Source organism: Rosenbergiella gaditana (genome assembly GCF_018494065.1).
In the GTDB taxonomy this organism is placed as follows: Bacteria; Pseudomonadota; Gammaproteobacteria; order Enterobacterales; family Enterobacteriaceae; genus Rosenbergiella; species Rosenbergiella gaditana.
On record NZ_JABBFR010000010.1, the window covers coordinates 26,567 to 40,412 of the forward strand.

A 13,846-nucleotide genomic window follows, 5' to 3' on the forward strand; every position below is an offset into this window, starting at 1 on the left:
TTAATCCATCATTTAAGCTATTTTTTCTTATTATTTAAATTAAATAATATTCATATAAAGATATTTATACTAGATTGTGTTTAATAGGCTCAGGGAATATTAACATCAGATCTCTTGAGTTTATTTTAAACAATGGTCCTTTTTCCGAGACTCTACCATTTTTTGCTGAGCGCTTAATTAAATGGTCCATCGTAATACTGCCGTTTTCAAGCAAAGGCATTAATTGGTTCAAGAGGGGGGCTTTTGTATGAGTAACAGAAATGAGCTGAAAATATTCAATGCCATCAATAAATTGACTTTTAGCTTCAATCCAAAATGTTTCAGAATGCTTTTCTTTCAATCGCTTGCGAAGTAGTTTACCACTCCAACTTGCTACGTGCTCTTTAAATATATTTTTTTCATCCTTACACTCAGCATACCACTCCTGTAAAACATCCTCTTCAACCTTGAATACTAATCCTTGGCTGTTAGGTTTTCGTGTGCCAATGGTACAATAGAGCTTAAAATCATCGTTTCTGAAGTAGCCAAATTTATCCAAAATCTCAGCACTTTTCTTATAAGGGCTTATTTCCCATTCAGCAACTTGAGCGAAAATTGTTGTTCTATTTTTTTCTGCATTACGCCCAGACTTTATTTCAATACCTTTATAGTCTGGTAACTTACTTGAGTTTGCTTGAATACCTAATGCATCTTCAATAGACATACCTACTGCGGTATCACCAACATGCGTCGCTTTTATTGGTGTTTTTGCTAATTCTTTTAGCTTGTTGAGTAATTCATTAGCAATAGAATTATTTTCGCTTAAGTAGCTATCAACGAATTTCCTTAGCTGACTTGTTTCAGATTCTAGTTCTAAGGTCAGATTTATTGAACTCAAGTCTATTAGATAGGCGCAGTCATTATGAATAACGATTGCGATTTGTGCTCCAGCGAAAGTGAAATTTGCGAGGCCGGAGAACCACATTCTGGGATCACCTCTTTTAGTTGTAGGGCGATATAAACTAATAGTGGTTGGTATCTGCTTTTCAGATGTGAGAAAAAAGGCTGCTTTCTTTATACCATATTCATTCGCTCCTTGACCTTGCAATTCATAGTGATGAAAGTTTGTTATTTCAAAGTGAGTCCTTACAACTTGAGTTGCATCTAATATACTTTTCTTTAATCCTGTTTTAGTTGGTTCAAAAATAGAGAATTCGATAGCTAATTGTGTAAGGGCTTTTCTATTATTGTTGACTCGTAATTTTATTGCTTCGTCAATATCCTCAGTCCGCTCCTGCTGAAGTAATTTTTGGTCACTATCATCTAAAACAACATCGGAGTCATCAATAAAATTCTGGGATACATTAGGTATAGGTGTTTTGATGCTAGCATCATTATCACGGGCTTTAACTACAGCTTTCCAATTACCAAAACAATTAAGCCTAGCAACAGTCTCAAGTGCTTCAGTATGGGATATATTTTTTTCTTTCTTGATTTCTTTTGCTTGTTTTTTAAGCTTTTCGAACTGTGAAGTAGTAATACGTGGGTGTTGTGACATGTATAGCCTCTCTGTAATTTAGTTTCATAAACAAATACATGCACCATTTCTTACTGCCCATGAATAAGTGATGCATAGATATTGAAACTTAAAAATTACAGAGAGGACTCGAAAGTCTTTGCTTGCTTGGGCTGAAGGCTTCTCTCTAAGCCGTAAATGGACTCTATAATTTAATAGAAACTATGTCAATGAAATTGAAATTTAGGCCTGGACATTTCTAAATAATTCCTTTAGAATCTGTCAATCATCAACAATACTGTATATTTATATAGCCATGAAAAAAGAAAATAAATTCAATCACATAGAGCTATTCTCTGGGTGTGGTGGGCTTTCTCTAGGTCTTGAAAAAGCAGGGTTTGAATTATTATTGGCTAATGAGTTATCGCCTATGGCGGCAGAAACATTTTCATATAACTTTTTTAATGAAGATTACCAAGATCTTGCTAAAAAAGATAAAAATACTAAACATTCATTTTGGATTAGTAGCAAGCATGAGAAGTTATTACCTCGACTAAGAGAAAATCCTTTTGAATACCCTGAATATGCAGATAAAAACAGTATTACTGATATTCCTAAAAATATTAAAAAACTGAAAGGTAATTTATTAATAGGAAATATTATTGAGTTGAACAAACTTATAGAAAGAAAGGAAGAACTGCGCCAAGCGTTAGTATCAGGATTTTCAGGTGGTGGTGTTGATCTTGTTTCTGGAGGCCCTCCGTGCCAAGGTTTTAGTATGGCCGGATTACGGGAAAAAGATAGTGATAAAAATATGCTTCCTTGGGAGTTTGCTAATTTTGTTGAGTATGTGCAACCTAAAATTGCTGTTTTAGAAAATGTAACTGGGATCTTAAGAGCCTTCAAAGACGGTGAGGGAAAACCATTTTATGCTTGGTTTGAGGTCGCAAAAGCTTTTGCTGAAAAAAAATATATTCCATTATGCTTACATGTTAATGCTAGGTTTACAGGCGTCCCACAGAACAGACCTCGTTTTATAATGATAGCAATACGCTCTGATATATTTGAAGATATCAAAAGCTCGTTTAACAGTGAGAGTTTTGATTATCAATTACTTTCTTCATCAGAGGAATTCTATAAAATTGTTCAAAATAACCCAGATAAAGTAGTGATGGGAACACTTGAATGTTATGACCCAGTGAAGAATATTTCGTTATTTGAAGGCTCATTTCTTCACCATTTTGTTGGTCATGACCTTGTATCAGTCAAAGAAGCTTTAGATGATTTAAAACAAACATATCCGACAAAATCATCGAAATTTGTTGAAAGCTTGAATAAAACATTCTCAACCGTATTGTTAGAGCATGACAAGCTAAGTAACCACGATCTTAGGAGTAATGGTTATCATGTTCAGCGTAGATTCCGTTTATACCAAGTTGTACAACAAAGCCAAAGTACAAGGGTAAGGAAAGAAATATTCGATATCTTAAAAGGTGATTCTTACTCACTATCAGATACTGTCTGGAAACAAATAAAGGGCTATGAATTTTTAAAAGATAACAACAAGATTGAATGTTTTGAAACCAAAGACAGTTTTATTGAATATTTACGACATCACCCAACTAAGAAGCATTCACAAAAAGCGTTAGATCCTAATCAGCCTGCTCCGGCTGCTTTATCGATACCTGATGATGCATGTCATTATGATAAAAATGAATTGAGGGTTCTTACGGTTAGAGAAATGGCAAGAATTCAGTCATTTCCTGATAATTTCGTGTTTCGCTCAAAAGTGACTACTGGTGGGCAGATGCGTAAATTTGAAGTTCCTCAATATACTCAGGTGGGAAATGCTGTGCCACCGTTGCTAGGCTTAGCAATAGGAAAGGTAATTACTGGATTACTTATGAGATTAAATGTGACCGCTTAGGGTGTTACTGCCCACTCCCCATTAATTGAGGCATAGCAGATTAGAGTTCTTAAGCCGTTATGCACAATTTTATGGCACATAATTGGACCTGAGTATGCGTGTAAACACTGTTAACTGGGTAATGACTCTAATTTATTGATAGTGTTTTATCATGAGGTAGTACCCGATGACCTTATCATGCAACTCCACCGACTTTGAGAATGACAGTGATTTCCGTCCCAGCCTTGCCAGATGTTGCCTGAGATTCAGATTATGTCGTTCGATTCTTTGTGTATAGCGCTTATTGATAACGTGAAACTTACCCTTCAACCGTGATTCATACAGCGGGCATCCATCCGTCATCCATACAACTACCTCAGAGGACGACAGCAGATTCAGAAGACGCTCCAAGGTTGTTATCGTCCGTTCACCAAAGACATGAGCCACAACACACCTGCGTATCTTGTCATAGGCATAGAACAACCAGCGCTGACGCGACTTAGACCCAACGTATCCCCACTGTTCATCCATTTCTGCGCAGACAATCACATCGATATCTGGATGTATCCTAGACGTAACTGAACGGGGCCTGAGTTTTTAAAATGCCGTAAAATGGTGTTCAAACCAATGCCGATAATGCGAGCGCTGGCACGACATCCCACACCATTCATCGCCATATCGATGATTTTCTGGTATGTACCGGGCTTGGATGCGGTGTAGGTGAAAGTGAGTTGCCATGTCTTACGACACTGTTTGCAGAGATAACGCTGATGGTCAGCAGTACTTTTGCCGTTACAGACAATACCTTCAGTCACGGAGCAGGAGGGACAGCGCACGGTGATGGAAGCCACAGACGCACCTCAAAAACACCATTATACACTATACACTAAATCAAGAAATTGGCATCATTACCCGAACTTTGGATCTTATTTAGCCAGCGCTGAGTATATAGATAATGTCATTATCCACGATAAGCGTGATCGTTTTTGCCCTTAAGCCGCTTACTTCATCATGAAATACCGCCTGTTGCATAAAAAAAAATCCAAAACTGTAACTAATAATATAATCGCTATATAGTAATGAATTCGTTAACCTTGGCCTAATGGATGTAACTCAATATGACTATGGAAGAGCTGAAAAATTGCTTACACATAGAGGTGATAGGCCATAATAAGAAACCATTTTCTTGGGTAAAGGCTGTCCATTCTGCTTATAAAAAACCGAAGAAGCGGTTTGTCTTCTGGTGGCGATTGGCGAATTTTCTTTATTTAAGCAAGGGCCGTTATGGGCAGAAACTGGCTAAGCGGATTAACCGTAATTTATTTTTTAAATATAATACGGAGATTGAGCTCGGTGCGATGATAGGAGCCGGCCTGACCATTGGACATCATGCTGGGATTGTGATTTCTCGACGTTGCAAAATAGGCGAAAATTTCACCCTACGGCAAAATACAACGATTGGCTTAAAATCAGACAACAGCAATACAATCACTATTGGTAATAATGTGAATATCGGTGCGAACAGCTGCATTATTTCAGAACATATTGTGATCGGTGATAATGTGACCATCGGCGCGGGTGCTTTCGTTAATCACGATATTCCCGCTAACAGCACCTATTACAGCATTAACCACTACAGTATTCGACCTAAGATTTAAAAAATAAAGGCTAGCGGATAAACGGTCGATACCAGCGTTTGGTATCAAATGCCGATCCTATACAGCCCCCGCGAATCGGGCATGTTTGGGCAAAACTTACTCATGTCCTCACCACAGCATGCTCTTAATCATGATAAGCCATCAGCGGGTTAGGCGTTCTCAGCAAATACTACTGGGAGTAGAGCCGCTGCGTGACTTGTATGCCGATTATCCCCGCATTCGTTTTACGCCCCTCATCAACGCCTGTTTGAGGTACGTAAGCCCTAAGCTCTATTTGGATCTGATTCGCTGCGCGAGTGTTTAAAAACTGGATAATGTGTAGAGTAGCTTAACTATTATTGAATTAAAGGGACGCACGCTATGCAGTTGTCAGTAGGTATAGACTCAACATGGTCTTTACGGGCCATGATCGGATTGAAAATAACTGCTATCCAAGCCGATCTTCGTGTGTTTAATTTATCTTGCCCTACCTGTAAAAGCGAACTGCAGTCTCTTTGCGCGACAGGTTTGGTCCCTTTCTTAGATGATGGCGAATTACGTATCCATGACTCTTTGGCGATAACTGAGTACCTTAATGAGCTTAGCGCAGGTGGACTTTATCCGACCGAACGTGGAAAACGGGCATTATGCCGAAGCCTGTGCGCCGAAATGCACTCGGGTTTTACCGCACTACGTCAAGCAATGCCCTTTACAACGGCGGCAGTCAGCCAACAATCCACGTTTTCTCCGGCACAAGCCGCTGAAATAGGGCGAGTAAAGACCCTTTTCTGCTGCGCTGAAGGCCCTTTTTATCTGGGCGATAAACCCACTGCCGTCGATGCCTTCTATGCGGTATTGGCCTGCCGCTTAAACCATTACGGTGTCAGGTTGCAGGGCAAAGCAGGGGAGTACCAACAGCAGTTACTGGGCTGGGAATTCCTGCATGAAGCACTCGCACAACTGACCTTGGCAGCGGCCTGCCCACACGGACATACTCTGGCCTAGGGGTTTTATCTCTATGGATCAGGATGACTTGACCTTAGCCTAAACGCGTATTCCGGCTGACCCTGCGGGCCGCGCAGGGCTTTATTGATCCTATTTTTACCCTGCTGGGAGTTCCATTGCGCAGTCCGGATTACACCAGTGTCGGCAAGCGGGCAAAGTCGGTCAATGTTAGTTTCAAAACGCTAACCTGGGGTGAAATAGCGCATCGAGTAAGGGGCTGAACATGAAATCCTCCCGCGAGTATCGTGAAGCCGTTTTAGCAGGGGAAACTCCAAGTAGTGCCTGATTTTGCTCGTATGGCGTGAGACAAACCATCGTCACCTGAAACACGAAAGCGGTTCATCAGTGGCTGCACCTGACATTCAGTCAGTTGAAGCTGAGAGGCTGTATTACTGCCGCGTGAGCGTTTCTCGACAACAGCCTGGATAACCGGAAGTCTATAAAGTTCTTTTCCTGACAAAGTCACCAACATCGCAAAATTGACCATTATGTTAAATGGGGTAGGTTTTAATAAAATTAAATATAAACCCATCTTTCTCGCATCAGAATCGGCTACCGCCCAAACCTTTCATCGAATCGTTGGTTGCTGACCCTTCTGCTCATTTTGCTGTTGCAATTAGGGCACAAGTGCTGCTTTTGGCCTTCGATAGTCCAGGTGTAATATTTCTTCTTAAAGCTTGTACCACAAACATCACAGCGACTTGGTTTAAAAATCGCACTGAGAATAACAAGCACAAAAAACCCACCAATTAACCATTCCATAAAACTCCTCTTAATAAAAAAGCTCGCGCAGCGGGCTTTAATCGTAAACTTCGCGTCGATGACCAATCGTCAGCAAGAATGACCAGCTGGTTATCCCGGATCTCACACAAAATTCGATAGTCACCCACCCGATAACGCCAGAATTCACCCAGCTCACCTTTTAGCGGTTTCCGTGACTGGCGAGGATCTTCTGCGACAGCGATGCGTAAATCCATAAAATCTAAAATCCGGCGTGCTGTTTGCTTGTCCATTTTACGTAACGATTTGAGCGCCCGGTCGGAATAGTTAATCGTCCAAACCAAGTGATTTCCTCACGTCTTCAGACGAATGTACAACCTCATCACCACTGCGAATACGTGCAGCAGTTTCTGCCGAAAGATAATAGTCTTCAAGATCATCCAAATGCGCCAGTATCGCTTCGCGCGCATAGAACGTCTTAGTCCTCCCTGTCTATCCCTCTTGATTACCTATAACTGCCGATATATACAGTTATAGAGTTTTCTTCTTAACATGTTGAAGGATATCTATCATGGCTCTTAAACCTGGACCAAAACGAATTGCCGAATCGACGGGACAACCTGATCAACGCCAACGCGATAATAAGAAAACGCCTGGAAACACTGACAAGTTGAAACCCAGTAAATCTTCAGAAAAGTAAGTTATCAGTAAAGCCCTTCGGGGCTTTTTTATGTCTGCAGCTCGGTCAGATTTACCATAAAAGTTCTGTTGCGCCCTTCCTTGGCGCTATAACATCGTTACGTTAAAGAAGCTTTACGCGCACCGCCAAACGCTCTAGGAACGATTCTGGGGCGTAACGGGGGCGGACTTTATACGCATCCTAACTACGCTTGTTAGCTTCAATAGATTTACCTTTCAGTAAATCGCCAATTTGTTGTCGTGTGAATCATTCATCTAAACACCACTTACGAGTAAACGCTAAAATTTAACAAACCAAGCGTGGGTTTTAGGGTTGATCAAGCGAGGAACAGTGCTAAAAAAATAACTAATACTGTATTTAGCCTTTTTATCGATGTAAGTTTTAACTTGATGAGTATTATCGGCGATATAACATACAGGGAAAGAAATGGATACTGCATTACTTGATATAATGAGCTCAGGCAGGAATAAGAACTGGGCAGAAACAATGATAAACCTTGAGGCCAGAAAGCTTATCAATACAGCTAATATGCTGTCAGCTTCCCATCTCAGAGACAGTTTCACCAGAATGAAATTTGTTCAGGAAATAAAAGATGTTATTGATCAGCAGTTTGCAGCCTCCAGACGCGCAAAGTCTGATGAAGAGTGCATGGCCTGCGTAAAAAATCTCAGGGCAGAGACCGAAAGTCTTGAAGAACAGGGGCGTATGCTCCGTACTAAAGCGGCGAAAATTTACGCAAAAGTGGAGTTCGTTCGGGAAAATAACAAAATTGTGGGGTATGTAATTTCTGCTGTGAACATAGTGTTGTCAGGCGTGACGATCGTTGGGGGGTTTATGATGATATCCACAATGGGACCTATAGGAGTATTAGCCGGCGCGACCTTAGTGGTTGACGGAATTAACGGTGTATCTAAAGAAGTAATCAATTTATCAAAACCAACTGGTCATGGTTCTTCAAAAGGGATTATTGCTGATTCAGTGATGCAGACAGCCCAGTTTATGGGGTTCAGTCCGAAAACAGGCCAGGCTCTTTATAACGGGGTCACTCTTGGTGCCAGTGTTTACAGTATTTTCGGTCTTGTACGAAAACCGGGAGCATGGAGATTATTCAGATGGATGCCGAGTGACTATTATCGCAAAGTCGAGACGATGAGCCGCCCCAAATTAACAATTAAGATTGTTGGTTACGGTGTGAAAGCAAAAGTGATTTTCGACCTTCTGACGACAGATAATGGTAATAATTAACACCTAGTCAATTTTATGTAACGCCATGATTTGTATGAAATCAATAGGGGCTGCATAAACGAAATAATAGTAATAGCGAAGACAATGGCCAGCCCGCCTGCTATTACTTTGATTGGGGAACTAAAAGCAACCAGTAATAGAAAAAAAACAATACATACACCAGTGACCCAGAGCCATGACCTGAATCGGCGGGCGAGATCATTTATAGCTTCCTCAAGAGTTCCGCCATAATTTTCCACGTTATTTTTGATTTTTTGAAGTTCATCATGACTAAATCCCGACTCCAGCAATGCTGTTTCACTTACTTTCATAGCAACCCTCCTTCCATCCTTAAATATAGATACCTTTCATCAGCAAGAATACACAAAAACCCATGGAAAAGCAGAAGCATCACAACATGGTCCTTTGCATACTTGACCTTCACCCCCATTAAAGATCTACAAAGAAACTCCATTATTTACCATAATGTATCATTACGCACACCGCTCAAACGCCCTCAGAGCAATCATACGTCTTGCCCCCAGAAAACCGCTCATAATGGCGTAGATGAATTCTGAGCCGATGAATCGTTATGCATCCAACTGAGTAGGGGCTGATCTAAACGTGATTTGATAGTGAAGCCGACAAAAGACTACCGGCCATGCGCCTGTGGGGAAAATAATCAAAAATTTTTTACCGCCCGCGCAACTTTTTACTCTTTAGAGCGAATTGCTAAGTAAGTTTAACTAAACTTATTACACTAATTATACAGGAGTATGGAGATGACTATGATCAAACGTCGTATTACCCAGATTATCGCTGGCGTGGGGATGGCTTTCGCGGCCTCGAGCTTTACGGCACAAGCGGCTTTACCGGTTGGTGCTACGGCTCCACAGTTCCAACTGCATGCAGCACTGGGTGGTAAACCTCTCGATTTCTCTCTTCAACAGGCGCTTAAAAAAGGCCCTGTAGTGCTCTATTTCTTCCCTGCGGCCTTCACTGCGGGCTGTACGTTAGAGGCTCATGAGTTTGCGGAAGCCACCGATAACTTTACCCAATTGGGTGCGACGGTTATCGGCGTGACGGCAGGTAATACCGACCAAATTAGTCAGTTCTCCAAACTAGAGTGTCGCGATAAATTTGCAGTGGCTGCGGATCCAGGCGCAAAAGTCGCCGCGCAATATCAAACCGCTGTACAAGTGAAAGGGAAGGCGATGTCGGAGCGAACCTCTTATGTTATCTCGCCTGAAGGTAAAATTTTAATGAGTTACACGGATAGAAACCCTGATCAGCATATTCAAAAAGCGCTTGATGCGGTTAAACACTATCGTGCAGCACACTAAGTGGTGACATGATGCTAACTGCGCTATTCGCCGCCTTTTTAGGCGGCATTATCCTTAATCTAATGCCCTGCGTTTTTCCGGTGATCTCATTAAAAGCGCTTGGCCTTATCAACCATCAAGCCGATTCTGGCCACGCCAGACGTGAAGGTATGGGTTTTTTGGTCGGTGTTGTGGTGACCATGTTGTTACTGGCGGGCATCTTGTTGGCGGCTCGCGCCGGTGGCGCGGCGGTGGGGTGGGGGTTTCAACTTCAGTCTCCGTTAGTGATTGCCCTGTTAGCCTTGGTCATGCTGGCGGCAGCACTCAATTTACTGGGTCTGTTTGAAGTGGGTCTTGCTGTCCAAAATGTTGGCGCGGTACAAACGTCTCGAGGAATTTTCGCGCGCTCGGCGCTTACTGGCGCATTAGCCATTATTGTAGCAACACCCTGCGCTGCACCCTTTATGGCCAGTGCGATAGGTTATGCGTTGGTTCAACCGCCTTTTGTTGCGCTGTGGGTCTTTTTCTCCTTAGCCTTAGGGTTTGCTGCGCCTTTTTCATTGATCTGTTTCTTTCCCACACTTTCTCGGTGGTTGCCAAAACCAGGTGCCTGGATGCAGACCTTAAAGCATGGTCTGGCTTTCCCGATGCTGGGGGCTTATGCGTGGCTGATATGGGTTTTCTCCCAACAGACAGATAGCCAATCTCTTGGAATGTTATTGGCGGTTTCCGTACTGTTTGGTTTTACCGCTTGGCTGTATGGTATTGTCCAACGTCGGCGCATGATGTCACGTTCTTACCGTGGCTTAGCGGTGATCACCCTGCTGCTGTTGGTGGCGGTGATTGCGCCGGTTGTGGGGATAACGCCTAAGCAGAGCCAAGTATCAGCCGCGGCATCGGTAAGTGAAGAAACGTGGTCTGCGCATACCGTGGCGCAGTTACGTGGCAAGGGAAAACCGATTTTTGTCGATTTTACGGCATCTTGGTGTATCACCTGTCAGGTCAATCAGCGCACAACGTTATCGACCACGGCGGTAAAACAAGCGATTATCGCGACCGGCACTCACTATATGGTGGCGGATTCGACCAAATTTAACCCCGATGTCGAGGATGCGTTAGCCGAGTTTGGGCAAGGAGGATTGCCGATGTATTTAGTTTATCCAGCGGATGGCGGTAAGCCAGTGGTACTCCCGCAAGTGTTGACCCCGACAATTGTGACACAAGCCTTACAGAAAGCGGCTAATGGCGCTTAACGACAGCGATAAGCAGCAGTGGCCGTCACTGATGGTACAGGCTCAACGTGGCTCCCAACAGGCTTATGAACGGTTGTTGGGGGCCTTGCTGCCAGTGATCCGCTCGCAAGTCTGTAAGCAGATTTATGATCGCGGCGGCGTCGATGATGTGATCCAAGACGTCTTACTGACGCTGCATCGCGTCCGCCATACCTATGATAGTCATTATCCCTTTATGCCTTGGTTGCAGGCCATCATCCGTGCGCGGTGTATTGATGCGCTGCGACGTCAGGGCTATCGTCGCTATGAGGTAATGGAAGATGAATATGGTGACGAATTAAGTGCGGTCGAGGGTAATGCTCTCCCTGACCAGCAACTGTTAGGACATTACTTGCAACAGTTGCCGGCGCGCCAAAGAGAGATGGTTGAATTCGTCCATCTTAACGAAAAAAGTTTAGCAGAAGCGGCTTCGCACCATCAATTATCCCTCTCAGCCGTGAAGTCTCTATTACATCGAGCGTTGATCAATTTACGACGTATCGGAGCGAAACATGAGTGATCATCAGCAATTAATTAAGCAACTTGCTAGCGATATTCGGCCAGTAAAAGCTTTAGCACCGACTGGGATCCGTATTCTAAAATGGATTGCGGTGGCTCTGCCCTTGGCGATTGTGTGCAGCGTTTTTGTTCATCGCGGGCTAACCGACTGGAATCAACCCGGTGCGGGGATGGCCTTGTTACAATTAGCCCTAGCATTAACGCTAGGGATTGCGGCAGCATGGAATGCGCTAACGTTACTGATTCCCGGACGGCACACTATTCCCGTCGTTCGGTTTATTTTAGGCGGCGGGTTATGGCTACTGCTCAATATTATGAGTATTCCTGCTCACCCAAGCGCAGCTGCTCATGACCACGGCACCTTTTGCTATCTCTTTTTGATGGTGGTGAGTATGCCGATGGTCATCACATTATTATGGATGTTACGACAGAGCGGTGGGTTGCACAGCCAGAAGAGTCTACTGATGGCAGGGATCAGCGTTGCGGCTTGGTCAGTCTGCCTGTTGTCACTCTGTCATCCCGTGCAACAAGACCGGATGGATTTCGCCATGCATTGTGCCGCAGTGACGACAATTATTGGCGTGACAATGATTATTGGACGTCTTGCGCGATTAAAATAGAAGCGGGGCAGGCCGAGTGCTTGCCCCTATTAGGGTTAACGCATTGAGCGTTGAATTTTTTTATCGGTATTGTATTGGCTTAAGGCATAGACTGCCCAGATGGTGGCGGGTAGCCAACCAATTAGTGTCAGTTGTAAAATTAAGCAAATAATTCCGGCAATTGGCCGACCAATGGTGAAGAAAGTCAGCCAAGGTAAAAGTAGCGCAATAAGTAGTCTCATGATCTCTCCTGTTATCATTCCTTCACTTCAGTGTAGACGAGAAAAAGACCAAGCTCTAAGTGTCATTATCCTAATTTTCTCAACGAGGATATCTTAACCTCGCGTTTAACCTGTCACTTTCCCCTGAGACCAATAGGCCATAAAGGTCGCGGTTTCACGGGTGAGCATCCGTTCCTGTATCAGATAGCGGCGCAAGGTTCTTACCACACTCGACTCGGCGGCGACCCAAGTACGAAAGCGTTCGCAAGGCTCTGCTCGCTCCCATAAAATATCTTCGCTAAGGCTTTTTTCCTCTAACGATTGGTCAGCGCTGCAAGCATAGTCAGGGAGCGTTAACCGTGATTGTACCGCGTGTAATAAGGCTTCTTTCGTATTGCCATCACGCTCAGTACTACTCCAATATATTTTAGCAAAATCGTAATGAATCGGTTGAATGTCCGCCGTTAACGGCACATGTAAAAAAGCTTGAACCTGCGGAGGGTTGGGTCGACGCGCAAGGTTTTCTAAAATCCCCATTGCGGCCGGTAAGGCTGTTTCGTCGGCAACCAGTAATACCTCTTGCAGAGAGGGATTTTCAAACCATTCAAATCCACCACTGGTGGTGGAGGCAGCAGCATTGGGGACCACTATCTGTAACCGGCTATCGACTTGTGCGCGTTGCGCCCAACGTGAGGCCGGTCCGGTATCTCCGTGCAGCACAAAATCGACCCACATCTCTTGTTGCGAAACATCAAGGTGACGTAGGGTATAAGTCCGCATTGTTGGACGCTGTGCTTTGGGGATGGCCAAAAAGGTCCCATACCAATCTTCCGTCACGGGGAGTTTTTGGCAGGTTGGGTGTTCAGACAACAGAATTTTAATACGTTGGTCCGGCGCTTCCTGTTTAATTTTATCGATATCCTCGCCGGTAAAGACGCAGCGCAGCAGCGATGGACTTAACCTTTCTCGACGTTTTAACTGAAGATCGACCACTCTATAACCTGACGCCATACCGACCACTCGCCTATAAAAATAATGATAATAATTATCATACACATTCAATAAGTATCCGGCTAGCGGGTAGCCGATCACGACCTTGTCTTTTCATGAGGAAAAGAGTCTTTAGGAATAATCCTTATTGTTAATACTAATCATTATCATTTAGATTCTCATAAATTATAACAGCTCTGTAGTAAGGCGTTTTCTACTGGAGTGCTTCTTTTTTTT

General features: G+C 43.5%; 16 protein-coding genes and 1 pseudogene. 10 read left to right on the forward strand and 7 right to left on the reverse strand.

What is annotated here, in order from left to right; all coding sequences use genetic code 11:
- Window positions 1-64 precede the first annotated feature (64 nt).
- Entirely contained in the window at window positions 65-1,537 is a 1,473-nt protein-coding gene (locus tag HH682_RS08720) for an MvaI/BcnI family restriction endonuclease (protein WP_214237189.1), read from the reverse strand.
- Between the two features lie 274 nt (window positions 1,538-1,811).
- Here HH682_RS08720 and HH682_RS08725 point away from each other — a divergent pair, with 274 nt between their 5' ends.
- Window positions 1,812-3,422 carry a DNA cytosine methyltransferase gene (locus HH682_RS08725; protein WP_214237190.1) on the forward strand — a complete coding sequence of 537 codons (1,611 nt, stop codon included), beginning with the start codon at window positions 1,812-1,814 and terminating at the stop codon, window positions 3,420-3,422.
- 132 nt (window positions 3,423-3,554) lie between these two features.
- On the opposite strand, the gene HH682_RS08730 is transcribed toward HH682_RS08725, so the two are convergent.
- Window positions 3,555-4,252 (reverse strand): IS1 family transposase gene (locus HH682_RS08730; RefSeq protein WP_338049325.1). Its coding sequence is split into 2 segments (ribosomal slippage): window positions 3,555-4,000 and window positions 4,000-4,252, totalling 699 coding nucleotides; the frame shifts between segments, so codons are not numbered across the junction.
- 267 nt (window positions 4,253-4,519) lie between these two features.
- On the opposite strand from HH682_RS08730, the gene HH682_RS08735 reads away from it, so the two are divergent.
- From HH682_RS08735 to HH682_RS08745, 3 genes and pseudogenes are all read left to right on the forward strand, one after another.
- Window positions 4,520-5,059 (forward strand): serine acetyltransferase, encoded by a 540-nt coding sequence (locus HH682_RS08735; RefSeq protein WP_214237191.1) that lies wholly within the window; start codon window positions 4,520-4,522, stop codon window positions 5,057-5,059.
- Between the two features lie 360 nt (window positions 5,060-5,419).
- Window positions 5,420-6,043 carry a glutathione S-transferase family protein gene (locus HH682_RS08740; RefSeq protein ID WP_214237192.1) on the forward strand — a complete coding sequence of 208 codons (624 nt, stop codon included), beginning with the start codon at window positions 5,420-5,422 and terminating at the stop codon, window positions 6,041-6,043.
- A 41-nt stretch (window positions 6,044-6,084) separates the two neighbouring features.
- Window positions 6,085-6,255, forward strand: a pseudogene (locus HH682_RS08745) (transposase); the annotation flags it as partial.
- A 537-nt stretch (window positions 6,256-6,792) separates the two neighbouring features.
- Here the strand turns inward: HH682_RS08745 and HH682_RS08755 are convergent.
- A complete protein-coding gene (locus tag HH682_RS08755) occupies window positions 6,793-7,107 on the reverse strand; it encodes a type II toxin-antitoxin system RelE family toxin (protein WP_250318634.1) in 315 nt (104 codons plus the stop codon).
- Window positions 7,091-7,207, reverse strand: a complete 117-nt coding sequence (locus HH682_RS16115; protein ID WP_420826196.1) for a hypothetical protein — start codon at window positions 7,205-7,207, stop codon at window positions 7,091-7,093. Before HH682_RS16115 ends, HH682_RS08755 begins: the two co-directional genes overlap by 17 nt.
- Window positions 7,208-7,334: 127 nt before the next feature.
- On the opposite strand from HH682_RS16115, the gene HH682_RS15970 reads away from it, so the two are divergent.
- Window positions 7,335-7,463 carry a hypothetical protein gene (locus HH682_RS15970; RefSeq protein WP_275957709.1) on the forward strand — a complete coding sequence of 43 codons (129 nt, stop codon included), beginning with the start codon at window positions 7,335-7,337 and terminating at the stop codon, window positions 7,461-7,463.
- Window positions 7,464-7,889: 426 nt separating this feature from the next.
- On the forward strand, window positions 7,890-8,708 hold the full coding sequence (locus HH682_RS08760) for a DUF4225 domain-containing protein (RefSeq protein ID WP_214237194.1): 819 nt from the start codon (window positions 7,890-7,892) through the stop codon (window positions 8,706-8,708).
- On the opposite strand, the gene HH682_RS08765 is transcribed toward HH682_RS08760, so the two are convergent.
- Complete coding sequence (locus tag HH682_RS08765) at window positions 8,705-9,019, reverse strand: hypothetical protein (RefSeq protein WP_214237195.1); 315 nt, start codon at window positions 9,017-9,019, stop codon at window positions 8,705-8,707. The genes HH682_RS08760 and HH682_RS08765 overlap by 4 nt on opposite strands.
- A 498-nt stretch (window positions 9,020-9,517) precedes the next feature.
- Here HH682_RS08765 and HH682_RS08770 point away from each other — a divergent pair, with 498 nt between their 5' ends.
- From HH682_RS08770 to HH682_RS08785, 4 genes are read left to right on the forward strand one after another with little or no spacing between them, the layout of a single operon-like run.
- Window positions 9,518-10,030: a peroxiredoxin gene (locus HH682_RS08770; protein WP_250318637.1), complete on the forward strand. Its 513-nt coding sequence runs from the start codon at window positions 9,518-9,520 to the stop codon at window positions 10,028-10,030.
- Window positions 10,031-10,041: 11 nt separating this feature from the next.
- Complete coding sequence (locus HH682_RS08775; protein WP_214237274.1) at window positions 10,042-11,262, forward strand: protein-disulfide reductase DsbD family protein; 1,221 nt, start codon at window positions 10,042-10,044, stop codon at window positions 11,260-11,262.
- A complete protein-coding gene (locus HH682_RS08780; protein ID WP_214237197.1) occupies window positions 11,252-11,800 on the forward strand; it encodes a sigma-70 family RNA polymerase sigma factor in 549 nt (182 codons plus the stop codon). The genes HH682_RS08775 and HH682_RS08780 overlap by 11 nt, the downstream gene beginning before the upstream one ends.
- The gene (locus HH682_RS08785) at window positions 11,793-12,419 is read left to right on the forward strand and encodes an NrsF family protein (protein ID WP_214237198.1); all 627 of its coding nucleotides are present in this window, start codon (window positions 11,793-11,795) and stop codon (window positions 12,417-12,419) included. The genes HH682_RS08780 and HH682_RS08785 overlap by 8 nt, the downstream gene beginning before the upstream one ends.
- A gap of 35 nt (window positions 12,420-12,454) precedes the next feature.
- Here HH682_RS08785 and HH682_RS08790 read toward each other — a convergent pair whose 3' ends face one another.
- Together HH682_RS08790 and HH682_RS08795 are read right to left on the reverse strand one after the other, a co-directional pair.
- Window positions 12,455-12,640, reverse strand: coding sequence for a YqaE/Pmp3 family membrane protein (locus HH682_RS08790; RefSeq protein WP_048913441.1), 186 nt, complete (start codon window positions 12,638-12,640; stop codon window positions 12,455-12,457).
- Window positions 12,641-12,745: 105 nt separating this feature from the next.
- A complete protein-coding gene (locus HH682_RS08795; RefSeq protein WP_214237199.1) occupies window positions 12,746-13,630 on the reverse strand; it encodes a siderophore-interacting protein in 885 nt (294 codons plus the stop codon).
- Window positions 13,631-13,846: the final 216 nt, after the last annotated feature.